Origin of the sequence: Aquabacter albus (genome assembly GCF_040049275.1) — a bacterium.
Taxonomy (GTDB): domain Bacteria; phylum Pseudomonadota; class Alphaproteobacteria; order Rhizobiales; family Xanthobacteraceae; genus Aquabacter.
In genome coordinates this window covers 345262-365987 of the sequence record NZ_JBDZDT010000004.1, presented here as the reverse complement: position 1 = coordinate 365987, position 20726 = coordinate 345262, and the positions used below count along the sequence as shown (strand labels likewise).

General features: G+C 68.0%; 20 protein-coding genes. 9 read left to right on the top strand and 11 right to left on the bottom strand.

Annotation, left to right across the window (positions count from 1 at the left end; all coding sequences use genetic code 11):
- The first annotated feature begins 36 nt into the window (after positions 1-36).
- The 3 genes from ABLE91_RS11410 to ABLE91_RS11400 all read left to right on the top strand — a co-directional run bounded on the left by ABLE91_RS11410 (position 37) and on the right by ABLE91_RS11400 (position 2115).
- Positions 37-702: a DUF1345 domain-containing protein gene (locus ABLE91_RS11410; RefSeq protein ID WP_348930935.1), complete on the top strand. Its 666-nt coding sequence runs from the start codon at positions 37-39 to the stop codon at positions 700-702.
- 107 nt (positions 703-809) lie between these two features.
- Positions 810-1754, top strand: a complete 945-nt coding sequence (gene gshB, locus ABLE91_RS11405; protein ID WP_348930934.1) for a glutathione synthase — start codon at positions 810-812, stop codon at positions 1752-1754.
- 49 nt (positions 1755-1803) lie between these two features.
- The gene (locus tag ABLE91_RS11400; protein ID WP_348930933.1) at positions 1804-2115 is read left to right on the top strand and encodes a polyhydroxyalkanoic acid system family protein; all 312 of its coding nucleotides are present in this window, start codon (positions 1804-1806) and stop codon (positions 2113-2115) included.
- A 181-nt stretch (positions 2116-2296) separates the two neighbouring features.
- On the opposite strand, the gene ABLE91_RS11395 is transcribed toward ABLE91_RS11400, so the two are convergent.
- The 3 genes from ABLE91_RS11395 to ABLE91_RS11385 form a co-directional block, all read right to left on the bottom strand.
- The gene (locus ABLE91_RS11395) at positions 2297-3079 is read right to left on the bottom strand and encodes a class I SAM-dependent methyltransferase (RefSeq protein WP_348930932.1); all 783 of its coding nucleotides are present in this window, start codon (positions 3077-3079) and stop codon (positions 2297-2299) included.
- A gap of 63 nt (positions 3080-3142) precedes the next feature.
- Positions 3143-3298 carry a hypothetical protein gene (locus ABLE91_RS11390; RefSeq protein ID WP_348930931.1) on the bottom strand — a complete coding sequence of 52 codons (156 nt, stop codon included), beginning with the start codon at positions 3296-3298 and terminating at the stop codon, positions 3143-3145.
- Positions 3299-3388: 90 nt separating this feature from the next.
- On the bottom strand, positions 3389-4663 hold the full coding sequence (locus tag ABLE91_RS11385) for an MFS transporter (RefSeq protein WP_348930930.1): 1275 nt from the start codon (positions 4661-4663) through the stop codon (positions 3389-3391).
- A 143-nt stretch (positions 4664-4806) separates the two neighbouring features.
- Here ABLE91_RS11385 and ABLE91_RS11380 point away from each other — a divergent pair, with 143 nt between their 5' ends.
- Together ABLE91_RS11380 and ABLE91_RS11375 are read left to right on the top strand one after the other, a co-directional pair.
- Positions 4807-6339 (top strand): YifB family Mg chelatase-like AAA ATPase, encoded by a 1533-nt coding sequence (locus ABLE91_RS11380; RefSeq protein ID WP_348930929.1) that lies wholly within the window; start codon positions 4807-4809, stop codon positions 6337-6339.
- Between the two features lie 176 nt (positions 6340-6515).
- The gene (locus ABLE91_RS11375; RefSeq protein ID WP_348930928.1) at positions 6516-7229 is read left to right on the top strand and encodes a polyamine aminopropyltransferase; all 714 of its coding nucleotides are present in this window, start codon (positions 6516-6518) and stop codon (positions 7227-7229) included.
- A gap of 25 nt (positions 7230-7254) precedes the next feature.
- Here the strand turns inward: ABLE91_RS11375 and ABLE91_RS11370 are convergent, their stop codons facing one another.
- The 4 genes from ABLE91_RS11370 to ABLE91_RS11355 form a co-directional block, all read right to left on the bottom strand.
- Positions 7255-8538, bottom strand: a complete 1284-nt coding sequence (locus tag ABLE91_RS11370; RefSeq protein ID WP_348930927.1) for an MFS transporter — start codon at positions 8536-8538, stop codon at positions 7255-7257.
- 96 nt (positions 8539-8634) lie between these two features.
- A complete protein-coding gene (locus ABLE91_RS11365) occupies positions 8635-9150 on the bottom strand; it encodes a flavin reductase family protein (protein WP_348930926.1) in 516 nt (171 codons plus the stop codon).
- A 93-nt stretch (positions 9151-9243) separates the two neighbouring features.
- Positions 9244-9960, bottom strand: coding sequence for a glutathione S-transferase family protein (locus tag ABLE91_RS11360; protein WP_348930925.1), 717 nt, complete (start codon positions 9958-9960; stop codon positions 9244-9246).
- A 9-nt stretch (positions 9961-9969) separates the two neighbouring features.
- Positions 9970-10674: a glutathione S-transferase N-terminal domain-containing protein gene (locus tag ABLE91_RS11355; RefSeq protein ID WP_348930924.1), complete on the bottom strand. Its 705-nt coding sequence runs from the start codon at positions 10672-10674 to the stop codon at positions 9970-9972.
- 111 nt (positions 10675-10785) lie between these two features.
- Between ABLE91_RS11355 and ABLE91_RS11350 the strand changes: the two genes are divergently transcribed.
- Together ABLE91_RS11350 and ABLE91_RS11345 are read left to right on the top strand one after the other, a co-directional pair.
- Positions 10786-11373, top strand: a complete 588-nt coding sequence (locus ABLE91_RS11350; protein WP_348930923.1) for a TetR/AcrR family transcriptional regulator — start codon at positions 10786-10788, stop codon at positions 11371-11373.
- Between the two features lie 55 nt (positions 11374-11428).
- The gene (locus tag ABLE91_RS11345) at positions 11429-12259 is read left to right on the top strand and encodes an alpha/beta hydrolase (protein ID WP_348930922.1); all 831 of its coding nucleotides are present in this window, start codon (positions 11429-11431) and stop codon (positions 12257-12259) included.
- A 12-nt stretch (positions 12260-12271) separates the two neighbouring features.
- On the opposite strand, the gene ABLE91_RS11340 is transcribed toward ABLE91_RS11345, so the two are convergent.
- Together ABLE91_RS11340 and ABLE91_RS11335 are read right to left on the bottom strand one after the other, a co-directional pair.
- Positions 12272-15946 carry an AsmA family protein gene (locus ABLE91_RS11340; protein WP_348930921.1) on the bottom strand — a complete coding sequence of 1225 codons (3675 nt, stop codon included), beginning with the start codon at positions 15944-15946 and terminating at the stop codon, positions 12272-12274.
- A gap of 58 nt (positions 15947-16004) precedes the next feature.
- Positions 16005-17417, bottom strand: coding sequence for an FAD-binding oxidoreductase (locus ABLE91_RS11335; RefSeq protein ID WP_348930920.1), 1413 nt, complete (start codon positions 17415-17417; stop codon positions 16005-16007).
- Between the two features lie 221 nt (positions 17418-17638).
- On the opposite strand from ABLE91_RS11335, the gene ABLE91_RS11330 reads away from it, so the two are divergent.
- A complete protein-coding gene (locus ABLE91_RS11330; protein ID WP_348930919.1) occupies positions 17639-18148 on the top strand; it encodes a thioesterase family protein in 510 nt (169 codons plus the stop codon).
- A 59-nt stretch (positions 18149-18207) separates the two neighbouring features.
- Positions 18208-18489: a hypothetical protein gene (locus ABLE91_RS11325; RefSeq protein WP_348930918.1), complete on the top strand. Its 282-nt coding sequence runs from the start codon at positions 18208-18210 to the stop codon at positions 18487-18489.
- A gap of 17 nt (positions 18490-18506) precedes the next feature.
- On the opposite strand, the gene ABLE91_RS11320 is transcribed toward ABLE91_RS11325, so the two are convergent.
- Positions 18507-19427, bottom strand: a complete 921-nt coding sequence (locus tag ABLE91_RS11320; protein ID WP_348931205.1) for a 50S ribosomal protein L11 methyltransferase — start codon at positions 19425-19427, stop codon at positions 18507-18509.
- 62 nt (positions 19428-19489) lie between these two features.
- A complete protein-coding gene (locus ABLE91_RS11315) occupies positions 19490-20698 on the bottom strand; it encodes a GGDEF domain-containing protein (RefSeq protein ID WP_348930917.1) in 1209 nt (402 codons plus the stop codon).
- Positions 20699-20726 lie beyond the last annotated feature (28 nt).

The window sequence follows — 20726 nt, the reverse complement described above, 5'->3', positions numbered from 1 at the left end:
AGCTGCCGGCACACCCCGCAAGAGAACCCTCCTCCCATGGCTGAGCAAGTGTCCTCGATAGAAGAGCGCGGCATCGGGAATGTCATAGCCCCGCCGAGATTCCTGCTGTTCGCATGCGTGCTTGTCGTCGCGAGCACGGTCGCCGTTTGGCTGTTTGGCTGGCGGCTCGGCATCATGATCGGGTTCGATATCGCGGCCTTTGTCTTCCTCGTCTCCTGCTGGGCGCTTCTCGGCAGAAAGCCCGACGACATGCGCGAGGCCGCCCGAAGGAACGACGCCAACCGGGTCTGGCTGCTGGCGCTCACCTTCCTTGTTTCGCTGGAAATCCTGGTGGTGATCGCCAATGAACTCCGGGAAACGGGAGGCGCCGACACCTCACTCATTCTCCTCATCATCCTCACGCTGGCCCTCACATGGGCATTCAGCAATGCAGTTTTCACGCTTCATTATGCTTACCTGTATTATTCCGAAGACGAAGAGGAAGACAACGATGATGTGGGCGGTCTCGATTTTCCGGAATGTGAAGAACCCGGATACTGGGATTTCATCTATTTCTCTTTTTGCCTCGGAATGACCTTCCAAACCTCGGATGTGAACGTCACAAACCCGCTCTTCCGCCGCGTGGTGACGCTGCACTGCCTGGCCGCGTTCGTGTTCAACATCGGCGTCCTCGCCTTCACCATCAATGTCCTGAGCGGATGATGGGTTCTGGGCAAGCCGCACCCGCCACTCTGGCGGGCGCCGCAGCGCGTCTATAGATAGGGGCTGATCCTCATCCAGCCGCCGCCCGGCGGTCTCCGGAGACTTTCATGGCCCTTCAGGTCGCGGTCCAGATGGACCACATCTCCCGCATCAACATTGCCGGGGATTCCACCTTCGCGCTCCTCTTGGAGGCGCAGCGGCGCGGGCACAGCCTGGTGCATTACGTGCCCGACCAGCTCGCCATGCGCGACGGCGAGATCTTCGCCACCGTGGAAGCGCTCACCGTGAAGGACGAAGCGGGCGCCCATTTTACCCTCGGCGAGAAGCGGCGGGTGCGGCTCGCCGACTATGACGTGGTGCTGCTCCGCCAGGACCCGCCCTTCGACATGGCCTATGTCACCTCGACGCACCTTCTGGAGCGCATCCATCCCAAGACTCTGGTGGTGAACGACCCCGGCCATGTGCGCAACGCGCCGGAGAAGATCTTCGTCACCCATTTCCCCGACCTGATGCCGCCGACCCTGATCTCCCGGGATCTCGGGGAGATCAAGGCCTTCCGTGCCGAGTATGGCGACGTGGTGATGAAGCCGCTCTACGGGCATGGGGGCGGCGCCGTGTTCCGCCTCACCGCCGACGACCTCAATTTCGGCTCGCTCTATGATTTCTTCGCCGCCACCTTCCGCGAGCCCTGGGTGATCCAGCGCTTCCTCCCCGAGGTGAAGCACGGCGACAAGCGCATCATTCTGGTGAATGGCGAAGCGGCCGGCGCGGTGAACCGGGTGCCCAGCGAGGGGGACCTGCGCTCCAACATGGTGCGCGGCGGGGCGGCAAAGCCCACCGACCTCACGGACCGGGAAAAGGAAATCTGCACCCGCATCGGCCCGGCTCTGCGCGAGCGGGGACTGCTCTTCGTGGGCATCGACGTGATCGACGGCAACCTCACCGAGATCAACGTCACCTCCCCCACGGGCCTGCGCGCCATCAAGCGGCTCGGCGGCCCTGATATCGCCGAACAGATCTGGGACCGGATCGAGGAGAAGCGCGGCTTTTGAACCTTAAGCGCCCAGCGCCGTTCCTGTCCGGCAGATAACGGGACCATTCATGCCGCAGCCCCTCGCCGTTTCCATCCCCCACCGCCTCGGCAAGGCGGAGGCCACGCGACGCCTCCAGACCGGCCTGTCCTCCGTGCGCTCCCGCTTCGGCGACAAGCTCTCGGTGATGGAGGAGACCTGGACCGGCGAGCACCTGGATTTCCGCGTGGCGGTCATGGGCCAGGAGGCCTCGGGCCAGATCGACGTGGCCGAGGACGCGGTCCACCTTCAGGTGGTCCTGCCCTGGCTGCTCCATGTGGTGGCGGAGAAGGCCAAGGCGCTCATCGACCGCCAGGGGCGGATCATGCTGGAGAAGAAATAGGCCTGGGGCCGCGCGACACCGCCGCCTTAATCCCCTCTCCCGCTTGCGGGGGAGGGTTAGGGAGGGGGAAAGGTGCCGGCCACAGATTCTGATACGATGTTCTGCTTGAAGGCCCCCTCCCCAGCCCTCCCTCGCAAGCGAGAGAGGGAGCCTGCCTGCGAATATCGGAGAGGCCTTCCGCTCACGCCGGCGCCAGCATGAGCGTCATGGTGTCGATGGTGAAGGTGCCGTCCTCTTCGATGTCGAAGTGCCGGCGCACCTCTTCGGACGCCTTCTCCTGCAGGGAGCGGATGGCGGCCACGTGCAGTTCCGGCGTCGCGATGCGCGTGACCCAGGACACGAATTCGAGCCGCAGCCTGCGCTCCACCACACTCTGCACTTGAAAGCCCTCCGCCTGCACCGCGCGTGTCCATTCAGCGACCGAATAATCGCGCACATGGGAGGGGTCGCGCAGCAGCTCGACGCTCTGCAGGAACGTGTCGAAGAGCGGATTGGCGGGCGCCACCACATCCATGAAGATGGCGCGCCCGCCGCGCTTCAGCACGCTGCGGGCATGGGCGAGGCCCGAGGGCAGATGGCGCCAGTGATGGGCGCTGTAGCGCGAGACCACGAAGTCGAAGCTCGCCTCCGGGAACGGCAGGTCTTCCGCGACGCCCTGCACGGGAATGATATTGCGCAGCCCCCGCCCGTCGGCCTCCTTCACCACCGCCTTCAGCATGTCGGGGGAGAGGTCATAGGCGACCACCTCCGCCACATGGGGCGCGACGGTGAAGCTCACATGCCCGCCGCCGCACCCGAGATCGAGCACACGGGCTGCGCCGCGCCCGGCGATCAGCTTCGCCAGATCCTCCAGGTCCTCGCCCTTCGCATGGACCGCGCTCGTGACATAAGCCTCGGCCTGGGGGCCGAACTGGCTCGCCACCAGATCCTGGATGGTGGCGGCGCGCGCCTGGGAACTCTGCATGGGGGCCTCCGGGGCAAAAACGCGGAACCGGTCCGCTGTCATGGATCCGGCCCCGCTCTAAGCTTACATCGCTGCGATGGCGTAGCGCAGCACAATCACGGCAAGAATAAGGGGAGAAAACCACAAAGCCTGGGTGGCGGCATACTTCAGGCTGTGCACCGGGTGGCGATGCCCTCCGTCTTTCGTTACGTCATGCGATGCTTCATTCCTGGCGAGCATGGGGTGTCTCCTTTCACCCCTTTCTTCCTCCCGCCCCGCATAATGGCGCCATCGGCATTCCGCCCGGCGTCCATAAAGGGGCCATAAGCCTCACGCGGTCTCCTTGTCCGCATCGGGGTGGTGAAACGCCAACACCAGCACCACGGATGAAAGGGCGAGAACCGCCATCAGAAGGAAGCAGTCGGCGAACGAACCGCGCAGGCCCAGCACCCAGCCCGTGAGCGCCGGCGCCAGGAAACCGGAAATGGCGAAGCCGAAATCCATGATGCCCAAAGCGGTTGCCGCCCGCGCCGGCACGATGTCCACGTTCACCGCATAATAAGCCGCATTCGCCCCCATGGAGGCGGCCACCGCCACCGTGATGCAGGCGATGGCGACACCGAGACTGGGGCCGAATGCCACCGGGATCACGGCGAGCGCGGCGATGAGCTGGGTGCCGGCGATGAGATAGGTGCGCGAGATCCGCAGCCGCCCCGTGGTCTTCAGCAGATGGTCAGACCAGCGCCCGAGCGCCCATAGCGCCACGGCGGCGGTGAGCCAGGGCAGCACGGTGAAGAGCCCCACGGTGGCGAGGTTCAGCTTGTAGACCTGCTCCAGATAGCTGGGCAGCCACGTCATGAAGAAGAACAGGAAATAGCCGAAGACGAAGAAAGCCCAATAGTTCACCACCAGCGTGCGGTTGGTGAGCAGCTTCCGGATGACCGCGCCCTCCGGCAGCTTCAGCAACGCATGGGACGGCGCCGCAGGCCCGCTTTCGCGGATATGGCTGAGCTCGGCGGCGTTCACGTGCGGCGACTGCGCCGGATCGTCCCGGAACAGGAGGAACCAGAGCGGCACCCAGACGATGGAGAGTGCGAACAGCACGCCGAAGGTCCAGCGCCAGTCCAGTGCGCCGAGAAGCTGGGTGACGATGGGCCCGCCGATGGCGAGCGCGATGGGCACCGCCACCAGCGCATTGCCGAGCGCGGTGGCCCGCTCTTCCGGGGCGAGCCAGCGACTCACCGCGCCGGTGAGGGCGGGAAAATTCGGTCCTTCCGAGACGCCCAGCAGTACCCGCGCTGCATAAAGTGCGAAAAAGCCGGTGGCCGCCGCGGTGAGGCCGATGGAGATGCTCCAGAGCACGGCGGCCAGGGTGAGGACGAGGCGGGCGCCATAGCGGTCCACCGCGAAGCCGCCCAGGAGCGTCGTCACCGCATAGCCGAGCCCGAAGGCGCCGAGGATTGTGCCGGCATCAGCCTTCGAGAGGCCGAGATCCCGCTCCATCAGCGGAATAGCGTAGGAGATGGCGGCGCGGTCCACATAGTTCACCACGGTTATGGCGAACAGCAGGAAGATCACCACCCAGCGGAACCGCGTCGCGCCCATCTGCCCCTCCCGGCTTTCCCGCCAGCCTAGAACGGCCGGACGCCGATGGGAATCACTGTTCGCCGCCTAATGTTCTTAATATGTTCTTGCTCCCCTTGCGGCACTCGGGTAGCCTTACATACTCAGGGTTGAGGGAGGCTGGCGTGATCCAGAGGGTGGCGACGGTCGCGTTCGAGGGGGTCGAGGCGCGCCCGGTGGACGTGCAGGTGCATGTCGCCCCGGGCTTGCCTGCCTTCACGATCGTCGGCCTGCCTGACAAGGCGGTGACCGAGGCGAAAGAACGGGTGCGGGCGGCGCTGATTGCCTCCGGGCTCGCGCTGCCGGCCCGGCGCATCACCATCAACCTCGCACCCGCCGATCTGCCCAAGGAAGGCTCCCATTACGATCTGCCCATCGCGCTCGGGCTCATGGCCGCCATCGGCGCCATTCCCGCCGACTGCCTCAACGGCTTCACCGTGGTGGGGGAATTGGGGCTCGACGGGTCCATCGCGGCGGTGGCGGGGGTACTGCCAGCGGCTATCGGCGCCAATGCGCGCGGCCACGGCCTCATCTGCCCCGCCGCCTGCGGGGCGGAAGCCGCCTGGGCGAGCCCGGACATGGACATCCTAGCCCCGCTCTCGCTGATCCAGCTGGCGAACCACGTCACCGGCCGGCAGGTGCTGGCGCGGCCCGACCCACGCATGCGCAAGGGGCCTGACATGCTGCCGGACCTGCGCGACGTGAAAGGCCAGGAGACCGCCAAGCGTGCATTGGAAGTCGCCGCCGCAGGAGGGCACAATCTCTTGTACGTGGGGCCTCCGGGCGCGGGAAAATCCATGCTGGCCCAGCGCCTGCCCTCCATCCTGCCGCCGCTCGCGCCGGCGGAAATGCTGGACGTCTCCATGATCGCCTCGGTGGCCGGGGCCATCGAGGACGGTGCGCTGGTGGACCGCCGCCCCTTTCGCGCGCCGCACCACTCCGCCTCCATGGCCGCCATGGTGGGCGGCGGCATGAAGGCGAAGCCGGGCGAGGTCTCCCTCGCCCATCACGGCGTGCTATTCTTGGATGAACTGCCGGAATTCTCGCCCCAGGTGCTGGATTCCCTGCGCCAGCCTTTGGAGACGGGCGAGGTGCTGATCGCCCGCGCCAACCACCGCGTCACCTATCCCGCCCGCTTCCAGCTCATCGCCGCCATGAATCCGTGCCGCTGCGGGAAGGCAGGGGAGCCGGGCTTCACCTGCAAGCGCGGGCCGCGCTGCGCCGAGGACTATCAGGCGCGCCTCTCCGGGCCCTTCCTCGACCGCATCGACATCCACCTGGAAGTGCCGGCGGTGACCGCCGCCGACCTCGTCCTTCCTGCGCCTGCGGAGGGCTCGCGGGACGTGGCGGCGCGCGTCGCCGCCGCCCGCACCCTCCAGGTGGAGCGCTATGCCGCTTTGGACCGGCCGGACGTGCGCACCAATTCCGTCGCCTCCGGCCCCTTGCTGGAAGCGGTTGCGAGCCCCGACGCCGCCGGCGCGGCCCTGCTGCGCGACGCGGCGGAGGCCATGCGCCTCTCGGCCCGCGGCTATCACCGGGTGCTGAAGGTGGCGCGCACGCTGGCGGACCTGGATGGGGCGGAGAGCGTGGGGCGCCGGCATCTGGCGGAGGCGCTGGCGTATCGGGCGTTGACGGATCGGACGCGGATGGCGGCTTGAGGGGCTGGGCTTTCGGCGCCGCGCCGGAGCGATCGAAAGGCTCCAGGCCGATGCGGTTGCCCGGCCGATGCTCCGGGCCGCATGACATTTGTGGTCCATCGATCCCAGGGACTGGGCGAACCGCGCTTTTCGGTCCAATGAAAGGCGATGCGCACCATCGGCCAACGAGTTGCCCCGTGATTCCCTGGATCCTGCTCGATACCGCGAAAGTGCCCGATGGGCTCGGCGAGCTCCGCTTGATGAAGCGGGGAGACGAATTCTCCATCATGTCCGGCGCCACGGAGCTGATGAACAGCCGCCTCAGCGGATCCGAGAAAGCGCTGGCCGCCCTCGTCTGCGAGCGGCTTGGACAGCGCCCGAAGCCGCGGCTGCTCATCGGCGGGCTTGGCATGGGCTTCACCCTGCGCGCGGCGCTCGCCGAACTCGGGGCCGATGCCGAGATCGTGGTCGCGGAACTGGTGCCGGCCGTCATCAGCTGGGCGCGCGGGCCCATGGCGGGGATTTTCGGGACCAGCCTGACCGATCCGCGCGTCAGCCTGTTCGAAGGCGATGTCGGCAGCCTGATACGCTCAGGGCAGACAGCCTATGACGCGATCCTTCTGGATGTGGACAATGGTCCCGGCGGGCTGACGCGCGCGGCCAATGACGGCCTCTACGACACGCGGGGCCTGGACGCCGCCCGCACGGCGCTGCGCCCCGGCGGCATGCTGGCCGTGTGGTCGTCGGCACCGGACCGGGATTTCACGCTCCGCCTTCGCAAAGCGGGGTTCGGCGTGGATGAGGTCAAGGTCCGCGCGAACGGAAAGGCGGGCGGGGCGCGGCATCTCATCTGGATCGCCACCAAGGCCGTCACCGGCGCCAAGGCCTCGCCGGTACGCGCCCCACGTTAGAGCGGTCACGAGGACGACCGTTAGATCAACGGTCCTGAACCATCGGCCAGCCCCGCTTTTCCCTCGGTAAAAGAAAAGCGAGCCCGCCGCACACCAGCGCCGTGAGCGCGAGATAGAGGCCGGGGGCCGCGGACCAGCCGGTGCCCTGCACCAGCAGCGTCGCCACCAGGGGCGCGGTGCCGCCGAAGATCGCCAGCGCCATGTTGTAGCCGAGCGACAAGGCGGTGCAGCGCATGGCGACGTCGTGCAGCGAGACGAACACCGCCGGCAACGTGCCGAGGAAGATCGCCACCAGGAGGGCGAGGCCGAACTGGGCGAGCGTGGCGGCGAGCAGCGTGCCGGTGGACGCCAGCGCCAGAAGGGGCACGGAGAGGGCAGCCGTCACCACCGACCCGTAAATGAGCATGGGCCTGGGGCCGACGCGGTCAGACAGATGGCCCATAACGAGCGTGGCAGTGAGGCCGGCGATGAGGCCGAGCGTGCCGATGGCGAGCGACGTGCTGTAGGCGATGCCATTCGCCGTCATGTCGCTCACGAACCAGACGAACACGATGTAATAGCCGGCCGAGGCCACCCAGTTGAGGCCGGCGGAGAGCGCCATGGGGCGCCACTGGGTGCGCAATGCGGCACGGATCGGCTGGCGCTCCAGGGCTTCGGCCGCCGCCAGTTCGGCGAAGGCCGGCGGCTCGGGCAGGCCCATGCGCATCCACAACCCGAAGAAGCCCACGAGGATCCCGCTGAGGAACGGGAGGCGCCAGCCCCACTCCTGCATCGCCTCCGGGGTGAGGGACGCCGCCACCAGCCAGCCGCAGCCGGCGCCCAGAAGCCCGCCCACCATGGCGCCGAAATTGGCGACGCTGCCATAGAGCCCGCGCCGGTGCGGCCGCGCATGCTCCACGAGGAAGATGATGGAGCCCGAAAACTCCCCTCCGGCGGAAATCCCCTGGATGAGGCGAAGGGCGGCAAGCAGGATGGGCGCGGCAATGCCGATGCTCTCATAGGTGGGCAGAAGGCCCATGAGGAAGGTGGGAAGCGCGATCAGCGCCACGGAAAGGGTCAGGAGATGGCGGCGCCCGAAGCGGTCGCCGATATGGCCGAAGATCAGGCCGCCCAGCGGCCGGGCCAAAAGGCCGAGGGCGAAGACCGCATAGCTCTCCACCAGCGAGGCCATGGGATCGCTGGAGGGGAAGAAATGGGCCGCGGTAATGGGCGCGAGATAGCCGTAGAGCGCGAAATCGTACCATTCCAGCACGTTGCCCGCGACGCCCGCCGCCAGCACGCGGCGGCGCGTCCTCGGGGCATCATTCACGGCCGTGTCCGCTTCCGCCCCGCTTACGTCCAACGCTCGCCTCCTCCGCCATCCGCCCGCGTGGGAAAGCGCGACGGGGCCTGAGGAACCAGTGCCTCAGTCCCGTCCCCGGATCCGGCAGAACGCGCCCCGATGATAGACCAAAGGCGGGTGCCCGCGATCCTGCAGCGCCACCACTTCGCCGAGATAGATTTCATGGTCGCCGCCGGGATAGCGGGCATAGACGCGGCATTCCAGATGGGCGGCCGTATCCTTCAGCAGCGGGGCGCCGGTGAGGCCGGTCTCGAAATCCACGCCCGCAAACTTGTCCAGGGAGGGCGTCGCAAAGCGCCGGCCGAGATCCTCCTGGTGCTCCGCCAGAATATTGATGACGAAGCTGTCCGCCGCCCGGAAGGCCGGAAGGCTCGGCGCCGTCAAGGCGAGGCTCCACAGGATCAAGGGCGGGTCGAGGGAGACCGAGTTGAAGGAATTGATGGTGAGCCCCATGGGCCGCCGCCCCGGACCAAGCGTCGTCACCACCACCACGCCCGTGGTGAACGAGCCCAGCACGTCGCGCAGGTGGCGCGGCAGGATGGGCGCGATGGTGTCGATGTCGGGCGGCGGGTGGCTCACGCGGAAAATCCTCGGTCAACCGGGCTTCCCGCAACATGGGGAGCGTGCCGCATAAACTCAAATTATGATGCCTAATCCACCCGATCATATCCACTAATTGCCTCTCGGTCCGGTGGTGCGGGCCCGCCTGGCGAAGCCGCCGAACGCGTCCAGCAGCCTCTCGCGCCAGGCATGGACCGCATCGGAGGGCTCCAGGGCTTCCACGGGGCTTATGCAGCGTATCCACATGAACATGCCGAAGGCGCAATAGTCCGCGTAGGCCGGGGCGTCGCCGCAGATGAAGGGCTGGTGCTGCAGCATGTGGCGCAGGGGGGTCAGCGCCTGGCACAGGTCCGCGAGCCGCTTCTCCCTATCCGCGACCACCTCTTCCAGCGCCATGCCGAAGCGCTTCTCGCGGGAGGCGCGGAAATAGTCCCGGTCCTTCTCATGCACCCGGTCGTGGATGTCGAGGACGATGATCCTGGCAATGGCCGGCATAACGGTGGTGTCGGCCCAGCCATTGATGAAGCGCGACATGGCGCGCCCCATCTCGCCGCCGAACAGCGAGGGCCGCTCGGGATAGTGCGCCTCCAGATATTCGGCGATGCGCCAGGAATCGAACACCACGTCGCCCCGGTCCACCATCACCGGAACAAGGCCCTGGCCGGAAAAGGCGATCTCCGCCTTCTCCGTGAAACGCCAGGGGATGCCCTCGGCCTCGAGCCCCTTATGGGCAAGCGCCATGCGGGCCTTCCAGCAATGGGGGCTGAAGCGCACCTCCGGGTCGGCGCCGGCGAGTTCATAGATGCGGATGGGGGCTTGAGCGGTCATGGCGGCGCCTCAGCCGAGCGAGGGGAGCTTGGCCGTCTGGCCGAACAGCAAGGCGCGGGAGTCCTCGCTCACGCTCGGCGCCGTGTTGAGGGCATCGGCGATCTCGTAAGCCTTCTTCACCGCGGGCCGCGCCCCGAGGCGCTCATACCAGCGCTTCACTGCCGGGAAGTCGTCGAGATTCTGCTTGTGCCGCTCGTGGCGGAAGATCCAGGGATAGATGGCGATGTCGGCGATGGAATAGTCGGCGCCCCCCACATGCTCGGAGACGGCGAGGCGCCGGTCGAGCACGCCGTAAAGGCGGTTCGCCTCGTTTACATAGCGCTCGGTGGCGTAGACGTGGCGCTCGGCGGCGTACTGGACAAAATGGTGCGCCTGCCCCGCCATGGGGCCAAGGCCCCCCATCTGCCAATAGAGCCATTGCAGCACCTCGAAGCGCGAGCGCGGTGCCTTGGGCAGGAGCTTGCCGGTCTTGTCGGCGAGATATTCCAGCACGGCGCCGGATTCGAACACGCCGAGCGGGCCGGCGCCATCCTCCGGGTCGTGGTCCACCATGGCGGGGATGCGGTTGTTGGGGCTCACCTTCAGGAAATCGGGCTTGAACTGCTCACCCTTGGAGATGTTCACCGGCGTGATGGTGTAGGGGAGGCCCAGCTCCTCCACGGCGATGAGGACCTTCTGGCCGTTGGGCGTCGTCCAGTAGAGCAGCTCGATCATGCCTCGCCTCCCGCAATGCGCCTCGTGCTGATGCCCTGGACAGGGCCGGCGCAGCTTGTATCCTTGACAAGGGTGTCAAATTTGACGCCGCTGTCAAGGATCAGATGGTCGATGGCCGGAGTGCGCAGGTTCGACGAGGAGGAGGTTCTGGCGAAGGCGGAAGCCGTCTTCCGGCAGAAGGGCTATGAGGCCACCTCCATGCTGGATCTCGCCTCCGCCACCGGGGTCCAGCGCGGCAGCCTCTATCACGCCTATGGCGACAAGGAAGAGCTGTTCCTGCGCACTTTCGGCCGCTACGAGGCCCGCTTCCTCACCGCCACGGCGCAGGTGCTGGAAGGGGCTGACATCCGCGCCGCGCTCACCGCTTTCTTCGACATTGCCATCGCCAACATGACCGCCGGGCCGGCACGGGGCTGCCTCACCACAAAGACCGCCGCCGAGGGCGAGCAGACCAGCGCGCGCATCCGGGCCGAGGTGCGCGGGCTGCTGGACGAGCTGGATGCGCTTTTGGCCGCCGCCTTCGCCCGTGCGGGGGCGCAGGGCGCGCTCGCCTTGCCGGCGGACGAGGCGAGCCGCATGGTCGTCACATTCACGCGAGGCCTCGCGGTGATGGAACGGGTCTATGGCGATGCCGGTGCTTTGCGCGATACTGCCCGCACCCTCATCGATCTTCTCGTTCCCACCCGCCCCTCCGTCTGAACCCCTTTCATCCGCGTTAAGAAGCAGCGCCCTCAGGGCGCCATTGGGAGGCCATATGCGTACGCAGCTCGTCACCATCCCCACCCCCACCACGCCCCTCGACGGGGCTTTCCACGAGCCGGATTCCGGCCCGGTGCGCGGCGGGGTGCTGCTGTTCCACGGCAACACCATGAACTTCTACACGGGCGCGTTGCGCTTCCTGCCCCCGGCGCTCACCGCCATGGGCTATGCCTGCTTCGCCTTCAACCGGCGCGGCCACGACATCCTCGCGCTGCGCAACAGCCGCGCCGCCGAGGGCGCCGCCTTCCAGACCACAGCCGAGGGCATCGAGGACAACACCATCGCCGCCGCCTGGATGGCGGAGCAGGGCTTCAAGGCGCCCATCATCATGGGCCATTCCAATGGCGGTTTCCTTGCCGTGAAGCATGTGCACGACCATCCCGACACGCCGGCCCTGGTGCTGCTCTCGGCCCATCGCGGCGGCTCGGGCCCGGCGGTGCTGGAGAGCCAGAAGACCGCCGGCCATCTCGCGAAGGAGCGCAGCGCCGAGGTGCTGGAAGAGGCGAAAGCCCTGGTGGCCGCCGGCAAGGGCGACCAGCTCATGCTGGTGCCCGGCTGGTGGTACGTGATCTCGGCGGCAAGCTTTGTGGACCGCATGACCACCATGCACGCCATCCTCGATCTCGCGCCCCTCATCAAGGTGCCGACGCTCTACATCAGGGGCGACGATGAATCCCCCGTGGGCTATCCGGCCGAGGTCTATGCCGAGAAGGCCGGCGGTCCCTGCGAGGCCCAGGTGCTGCCCGGCTGCGACCATTTCTACAACGGCGTCGAGGACATGGTCTGCGACCGCGTGACAGACTGGCTGAAGCGCACGCTGGGATGAGCGAGCTCTAGCTCACTCCCCCGGAACCATCCCCGGCGGGCGTGGCACGTAGCCGAAGCCACCGGTGGCCGGCGCCCTGTAGGGCGGCGGCTCGGAGTCCGGGCGCGCCGCGCGGGGGCGGACACTGGGAGCGATCTCCTGGGGCGGCGCCAGAGGCGGTGCCTGTCGCGCCTCCACAGGGCGCGTCTCCACCGGGCGTGGTTCGCTCTGGCGGGGCTCGCTCTGGCGCGGTTCGCTTTGGCGCGCGGGCGCGGAGGGTGTCGAGGCGCGGGCAGGTTCGGTGGGCGCGGGCGCTGCCGGGCGTACCGCTGCGGGTTGCACGGGGGCCGGCTGCACCGCCGGGGCGGCGGCCGTGCCGGCGGGCGGGGCTCCGGCGCCGCCAGTGTCCGTGCCGAAGCCTTGCCGCTCCTCCAGGCGCCGGGTCTCGCGCTCGATGGCCCGCATGGCGATCACCGAGGCCAAGGGCGCCGCCGTCACCCGGCGCTCGGGATTGGCGGCCGGGCCGCGCCAGGTAATGGTGCCGCCGGCCTCCGCCCCACTCGTCTCGGCGGCTTCCAGCTCGAGGCTCGTGTCCAGCAGCAGGCGCACGGGGTCGAAGCTGCCATTGAAGGTGGCCCGCACCGCCCCCGCCTGTCCCCGGGCCGGAGAAAGCCGCGCGACGCCGTTGATCATGCCGAAGGCGGTCTCCACCTGATCCAGCTTCAGCTGGCCGCGCAGCAAGGCGCGGTCGAACATCTCGGCGGTGCGCCGCTCGTCGGGCGGGGTACCGGCGGTGGTGTCCGCCAGCACAAGCTGGATGGCGCTGGGGTCGGCGCCGGGGATTTCCAGCCCCTGGACGCCGATGGTGCCCTGGCCGGACAGGCTCTGCGCCAGCAATTGCGGGCTTCGCCCGGCGCCCACGAGATCCAAGGAGAGACTGATGTGCCCGGCGGGCGGGGTGCGCGCGCCGAGCGGTGCCAGCAGCGCCGCGGCATCCACATTATCGAGGGCGATCCGGCCCTCCGCGGCTAGCGCATCCGGCCGCCGGCGCAGCGTCATGGCGCCGGTGAGGTGCCCACCCCCGATGGCGCCGGTAAGGTCGCGCACCTCGAGGCTTTGGGCCTCCGAGACCAGCCGCAGCCGGCCGTCGGTAAGCCCATAGGCGCCGGACAGCTCGATCCGCCGCGCGGTGAGGTCGAGCGCCACGCTCGCGGGGGGCGGCGCATTCAGGGCGAACCGGGCGGCGGACCAGGCGCCATTACCCACGTCCGGCCCCGTGCTGCGCGCACCCCACAGCCCCACGAGGCGGGGAAGGGACAGCGTCTCCACCCCGAGCGTGCCCGTGAGGCGCGGCTGGGGGCCTGGCTCCAGGGCAACCGAGCCCGTAACTGGCCCGCCCGCGAGAGATCCCTTCAGGTCATCGAGGCGCCAGCGGCTGTCCTCGCGCGAGAGATCGAAGGTGAGGGCGGCGGGCACCGCGCCCGCATCCATGGCCGCCACCGCCACCAGTACGCGAGAGAGGTCCGCGCTCTGCACCTCGCCCTTGATGCGCGGCGAAAGGCTGCCGTCCGCACCGAAGCGCACCGCGCCATTGCCGCTGGCAGCGCCATCCGCAAGGGCGAGCCGCCCTTCGAAGGCGGCACCGCCGCCCGGTGCCGGCTGGAGGGTCAGATCGAGCCGCCCCGCCCCCTGGCCCGGCTTGAAGCCGGGCAGGCCCACCGCTTCCAGGACGCGCGCGGCGTCGGTGGCGGAAACGGCGATCTGCACCTTCTCCGGCGTGCCCGCTTTGGTTCGGGCAACCGTAATACGGCCCGAGAGCAGGCCGAGCACGCCGTCGGCGGAAAAGCTGCCGCCGCCGCCTTCCGCCCAGGTGGCGGTGCTGGAGAGCTTGACCGGGGAGGCCACGGGCTGGAGGCGCAAAAGGGTGTCGGCGGCCTCGGCCCCCGCCACGAGGCGCGCGAGGGGAACAAGGCCATCGGCCTTCGCACCGGCAATGCTGAGGGCGAGCTGGCCCTGGATCGGATCCGACAGACGTTCGAAACGGCCGGTCCCGTCGAGCTTCAGGCCGGCAAGGTCGGTGACGGACAGGCGGGAGAGCGTCCACACGCCCGCGCTGCCCGTGGCCTGGAGGGAAAGGGTGCCCAGCGGCAGGCCGGAAAGGCGCAGGTTGCGCCCGTCCAGCGTCACGCCCCCCTCCACCACGCCCCCAGAGGCGGCAAGCGCCATGCGCGCCGCCGCGATCACCGGGTCGAGGTCGAAGCCCTCCGCATTCAGCGCAACATCGAGCCGCGCCGGCACGCCGGGGTGCAAGGCGGCGGAGCCGGTCGCCCGCGCGGCACCGAAGGAGGCCTTGATATTATCGGCGGCGAAGCGGTCGTCGCGGGTGCTGATCCGCGCCGAGAACCGCACCGGCCCATTCACCGCCGACGCATAGTCCGAGGGCGCCTTGGGGGCGGCCCAGCGCAGGAAGGTCGCCGGCTCCTCGGAGCTGAAGGCGATATCGCCCTCGAAGGCGGAACCGCCGTTCGCGCGGGCGGGCGCGCCGGAAAGGCGCACCGCGGACTGGCCCGGCAGCTTCGCCTCCGCCGTGTCGATGCGCCAGCCGGAAGGCCCGCCGGTGAAATCGAGCCGCGCGTCGCGCACCACGGTGCCGCCCACCGTGAGCTGATCGACCGCGACCCCGATGCGGGAGGCGATATCAGGCACAGGCAGGGAGGCGAAGACGCCCGCAAGCCCCGCCACGGCATCGGCCGGGGTGCGCGCGCCGGCGGTGGAGGAAAACAGCGTATCGGCATCGAGCGCCCGTGCATTCAGGACGGCATCGAGCCCGAGCGCGCGGCCGAGGGACAAACGGGCGGCGCCTCCCAGTTGGACCGGGCGCGCCTCATCGCCGATGGAGAGGTCGACGCCCTCCGCCACCAGGGCCTCGGGGCTGAGGCGGACCGTGGCGGAGAGGCGCCAGGCGGCGTCGGCCCCCTTCGTGGCGGCCGCCTGGCGCACGAGGCTGCCTTTGCCTTCAAAGCGGGGCGTCCCCCGGTCGGTGCGGTAGAGGCCGTCCAGATCCACCACGAGAGAGCGCCCGCGCGCTTCGGCGGTGAGACGCAGCCGCGCGCCCTCTTCGGCGATCTTGCCCAGGGACAAGCGCACATTGTAGCGCTGGCCGCCCGCCTCGCCCTCGCCTTCCAGGCGGAAAGGGCCGGTGAGCGAGCGCGCCTCGCCGCGCAGGTCCAGGCCCGAGACGCGCACGGTGCGGTCCGCGCCGCGGTCCACGAGGTCCAACTGCCCGCCCGCGATTGCGAGGCGCTCGACGGTGAGGCCGTAGCCGACGGCCGTGCCGGTGGGCGCGGCGACGCGCCCTGCGCTGTCCACCACCACCCGCAGATGCGGGCGTACCAGGGTGACGGCGTGGGCTTCAAGGTTGCCGCGCAGCAGAGCGCCGAGGGCGAACTCTGCCCTCAGTTCGTCCACGGTGCCGCCGGTGGACACGTTGTCCGCGCCGACCGTGACGGCACGCAGCGTCACGCGGGGCACGGGCAGCAGCTCGGCCTCGATGGGCCCCCGGATCAGCACCGGCACGCCGAGGGTGCGGCTCGCCTCGCTTTCGAAGGTCGAGCGCCACATGGTCCAGTCCACCACGAACGGCGCAGCGAATGCCGCGACGATCGCGACAATCACCGCCGTTGCGACCGTGATGAGGATGCCCTGCACCGATGGTCCTCGCTTGAGGTTGCGCGTACCGCCCCGGACCGCGTCCGGCGCGCCTGCTTCAGACGGCGACGATTTTGCCGGGATTCATGATGTTTTGAGGGTCAAACGCACGCTTCAGAGTGCGCATGGCTTCCAACGTGGCTTCGCCGTGCTCGGCGGCGAGATATTTCATCTTCCCCTGGCCGACGCCGTGCTCGCCGGTGCAGGTGCCGTCCATGGCGAGGGCCCGGTCCACCATGCGCGACATGAAGAGCTTGGCCTTCGCCATGTCGGCCGGGTCGTCCACATCCACCATCAAAGTGGTGTGGAAATTGCCGTCGCCCACATGGCCGACAATGGGGGCGAGAAGTCCCATCTCCTCGATGTCCCGCTTCGTCTCCATGACGCAGTCGGCGAGGCGGGAGAGGGGCACGCACACGTCGGTGGCCACCGCCTTCGCGCCGGGCTTCAGGGGCAGGACGGACCAATAGGCATCGTGCCGCGCCTGCCAGAGCCGGGTGCGGTCCTCGGGCTGCTCGGCCCAGGTGAAGGGGCCGCCGGAATTGTCGGCGGCGATCTCCGCGAACCGCTCCGCCTGCTCGCGGGCGCCCATGGCCGTGCCATGGAATTCCAGGAACAGATGCGGTGTCTCCGGAAGGCCGAGCTTGGCGTAGGCGTTGGAGGCGCGCACCTGCATCTCGTCCAGAAGCTCGATGCGCGCGACAGGAATGCCGGACTGGATGGTGGCGATCACCGCATTGCAGGCATCGCCAATGGTGGGAAAGGGGCAGACGCCGGCTGTGATGGCCTCGGGGATCCCGTAAAGCTTGAGCGTGATCTCGGTGATGACCCCGAGCGTGCCCTCCGCGCCGATGAACAGGCGGGTGAGGTCATAGCCGGCGGAGGTCTTGCGGGAGCGCCGGGAGGTGGTGATGAGCTCGCCATTGGGCAGCACCACCTTCAAGGCGAACACATTGTCTTTCATGGTGCCGTAGCGCACCGCATTGGTGCCCGAGGCCCTGGTGGAGACCATGCCGCCCAGTGAAGCGTCGGCGCCGGGATCGATGGGAAAGAACAACCCCTGGTCGCGCAAGTCTTCATTAAGTCTTTTACGGGTAACGCCGGGCTCGATGATGCAGTCCAGATCGTCGGCATGGATGGCGAGGATGCGGTTCATGCGGGACAGATCGAGGCAGACCCCGCCGCGCGGCGCATTCACGTGGCCTTCCAGCGATGTGCCCGTGCCATAGGGAATGACCGGCATGCCGTGGGCGCGGCAGACGGCGAGTGTCGCCTGCACGTCTTCTGTGCACTCCGCGAAAACCACCGCATCTGCCGGCTCATTGGGCAAATACGTTGTGATGTTGGCATGTTGCTCGCGCACAGCCCTGGACATCACGACCTTGTTACCCAACACCTCAAGCAGAGCGTCAAGCGCCGGCGAAAAATCGTTCGCCGGCTGGGGCTCTACCTTTGCACCCGCAACAACCATTTAAGAATCCTTTAAAAAGCCCGTGGCTCTCAGGTGCGCTCTCGGCAGCTTAATCGCTGAAGCGCCGGCCGCAAACCGCCTTACGCCCTGCCCCAATTACACCTTTTGTGCCTTATCCCTCCGCACGAGCGACATTTTTACGCCAAATGGTCAGTGACCAATGTCTTTCAGCGCGGCACACTGCGCTTTCATCGTGCATTTCTCTGAACGGCGAGGTTGCCATGTGGAACCGACCCGAGTTCGAACCCGTGTTCTTTGCGCCCTTCGTCTCATCCGCCATGGCGGTTGAACGGGAGTGGGTGGACTATAACGGCCATCTCAACATGGCCTACTACAATGTATTGTTCGACCGCGCCGTGGACGAGGCGCTGACCCTGCTCGGGCTCGGTCCGCATTATGCCGTCACGCAACGCGCCTCCTTCTTCACCGCCGAAACCCATGTCCGCTACCTGCAGGAACTCTCCCCCGGCTCGCCCGTGCGCGGAACCGTTCAGCTCGTGGACTATGACGAGAAGCGGCTGCACCTCTACCAGCACCTGCACCATGCCTCGGAAGGCTGGGTATCGGCCACTTGCGAGCAGGTGGCGCTCCATGTGGACCTCGACACCCGCCGGGTCGTGCCGTTTCCCGATGACGTGCTTGAGCGCGTGGCCGGCATGAAGTCGGTTCATGCCGCACTGCCCACGCCCGACGGGCTGGGGCGCAGCATCGGGCTCAGCGCCCGGAGCTGAGCCGCGCAAATCCAGCTGCCGGCTAAGGTGCCGTTGCCTTACGGACAAGCCTGCGCCTCATGCAGGTCAGCCATGCTGACCTACGCGTTCTGCCGCGACGCATCATGAATTATCTTGCGCTGCATCATGGATCGCATCATGCGACCCCGGATGCAGTGGAGGATGTCCTCATGAGCGCTGTAACGCTTTCTCCTTCCAAGGGTTATGCCGCCGAAGCGGCAGCGCCGAAGAAGGGTTTTCTCGGCCGTCTGTATGCCGCCATCCTCGCTGCCCAGGCGGCGCGCGCCGAGCGCGAGCTGGCTTTCTACATCCAGCGCACCGGTGACGATCCGCGCAAGTGACAGCCTGCGCAGCGTTTTCAGAAGAGCGGACGCGCGCTTGCGCCGCCGGCCGATAGGGTCAGCGTCGTCCAGCCCTCGATATTGCGCCGGCGCACCAGCTTGAGCCCCTGCGCGCGATAGGCCGCCAGCGCGGCGTTCGCGTGGGATTCCAAGAGGCCGGAGAGCACGACGCGCCCGCCGGGCGCCAGAAGCGGGCGCAACGGTTTGGCGAGCCGCTTCAAGGGCGGCAGCAGGATGTTGGCGAGGATCAGGTCGTAAGGACCTTCCCGCTGCAGGGCCGGGGCATCGACGCCGGGCGCCAGCACCATCCGCACGAAAGGCGCGCTGGCATTGGCGCGCGCATTCTCTTTCCCCGTGCGCACAGCCACCACATCGATATCACCGGCCATCACCAGGGTCCGGAAGCGCCGGGCGGCGGCGATGGCCAGAACCCCCGTGCCCGTGCCCACGTCCAGCACCCGCCGGGGCGTGCCGCGGCGGGCCTCATCCACGATGGCCGCGAGGCAGCCCTGGGTGGTGCCGTGATGCCCGGTACCGAAGGCGAGCGCCGCCTCGATCTCGATGCCGATGCCATTGGGCGGGACGCGCGCGCGGTCGTGGGAGCCGTGGACATGGAACGGCCCGACGCGCACCGGCGCCAGTCCTTCCAGCGAGGCGGCGATCCAGTCCTTCTCCTGCAGCTCCCCGAATTCCACGCGCGCGGCGAAGTCCTCGCCGGCGGCCACCACCACCAGATCGCGCAACATGTCGGGGTCGAACGCGCTGCCCGCATAGGCTTCCACCGCCCAGACGCCGTCCGGCTGCTCGAAGTTCGCCACTGCGACCTCTGCCGGATCGAAGGTCTCGGCGATCAGGTCCGCAATGCGCCGTGCGTCCCCCTCGGGCGCGGAGACGCGCATGTAGTGGGTGGCGTCATTGGGCAGCAGGCCTTCCAGCATCGCATCTAGGTCCATGGAACGGGGTGGCGGCCACGCCCGGGCGGTCCGCCCAGGCGAGGATCTCACGCCTCGAATGCGCCGACCACGCGGCCGCGCTCAAGGGTCTTGGCGGCATAGACCCTGTTGTCCGCCGCCGACAAGAGGCTGGCGACGCTTTCTCCATCCATGGGCGTGGTGGCGATGCCGATGGCCACGTCCGGCGGAGCGATGCCGTCGGGCAGTTCGCTGATGCCCTCGATCCTCTGCCGCATCATGGAGGCAACCTGGACAGCGGCCTGGTGCGGCAGGCCCGGTGCCAGCACCGCCAGGGCGTTGCCGTCGAACCGGACCACATAATCTCCGGCCCGCAGCCCTTCGCTGATGGCCTGAGCCACCAGACGAAGGACCTGCCCGGCCCGGTCCGCCTGGGACCCGCAGGCGGACGGTGGATCCACATCCACCAGCATCAGGGTCAAGGGCCGGCCCGTGGAGACGCTGACGCTCACGAGGTCCAGCGCCAGCTGGTCAAAGCGCGCCCTGTGGAACGCCCCCGTCACCGGATCGTGCCGCAGGCTCACCTCGGAGAAGCGCATGGCGGCGCGGCCGGGACGCATGGGCACGCCCTCCACATGGCGGAGATAGAAGACGAGGAGCGCCGCGTAGAAACCCGTGGCGAGCACCTTGCCGATCCAGCCGCCGAGGCCCACCGCGAGCGGCACGCCGAAAGCGAAATGCAAAGCCGGGAAGAAAAGGAGCTGGTCGAAGGTGCAGGTGATCGCCAGCGTCAGCCACGCGGACAGCCAGAGCCGGCGGCCGGACCGGCGCATGAACCATTCAAACAACCGGAAGATGAAGGCGCATTCGATGAAGAGCAGCAGCGTGCCCCACAGCATGAGCGCGCTCATCTGGTTGAGGAAGGAAATGTCTGCCGGCCGTTGGAACGGAAACCGCGCATGCTCGAAGCCGAGCAGCGCGGCGATGATGGTCAACAGGAAGCTGCCCAGCAGCAGGCCGTAGACGGGCTGGCGCGCCGCAAACAACCCTTCGCGGATGTAGACCAGCAGAAGCATGCTCATGCAGCCCGCATAGAGCACGAGCGAGCCGGGAGAGAGCCCGAGCCCGAAGGGCATGACGAAGAAGAAGGAAGAAGAAAGATAAACGGTGGTGAGATGCATCACCCCGAGGGCGCAGAACAGCCCGCCGATGCCGATGACCGTCCGGGCCCGGAACAGCGCCAGCATCAGGCCGAAATAAACCGCCATGTCGGCGAACAGCAGGAGAAAGTTGGACAAGTGCATGGGTGATGGCACAAAAATCGAG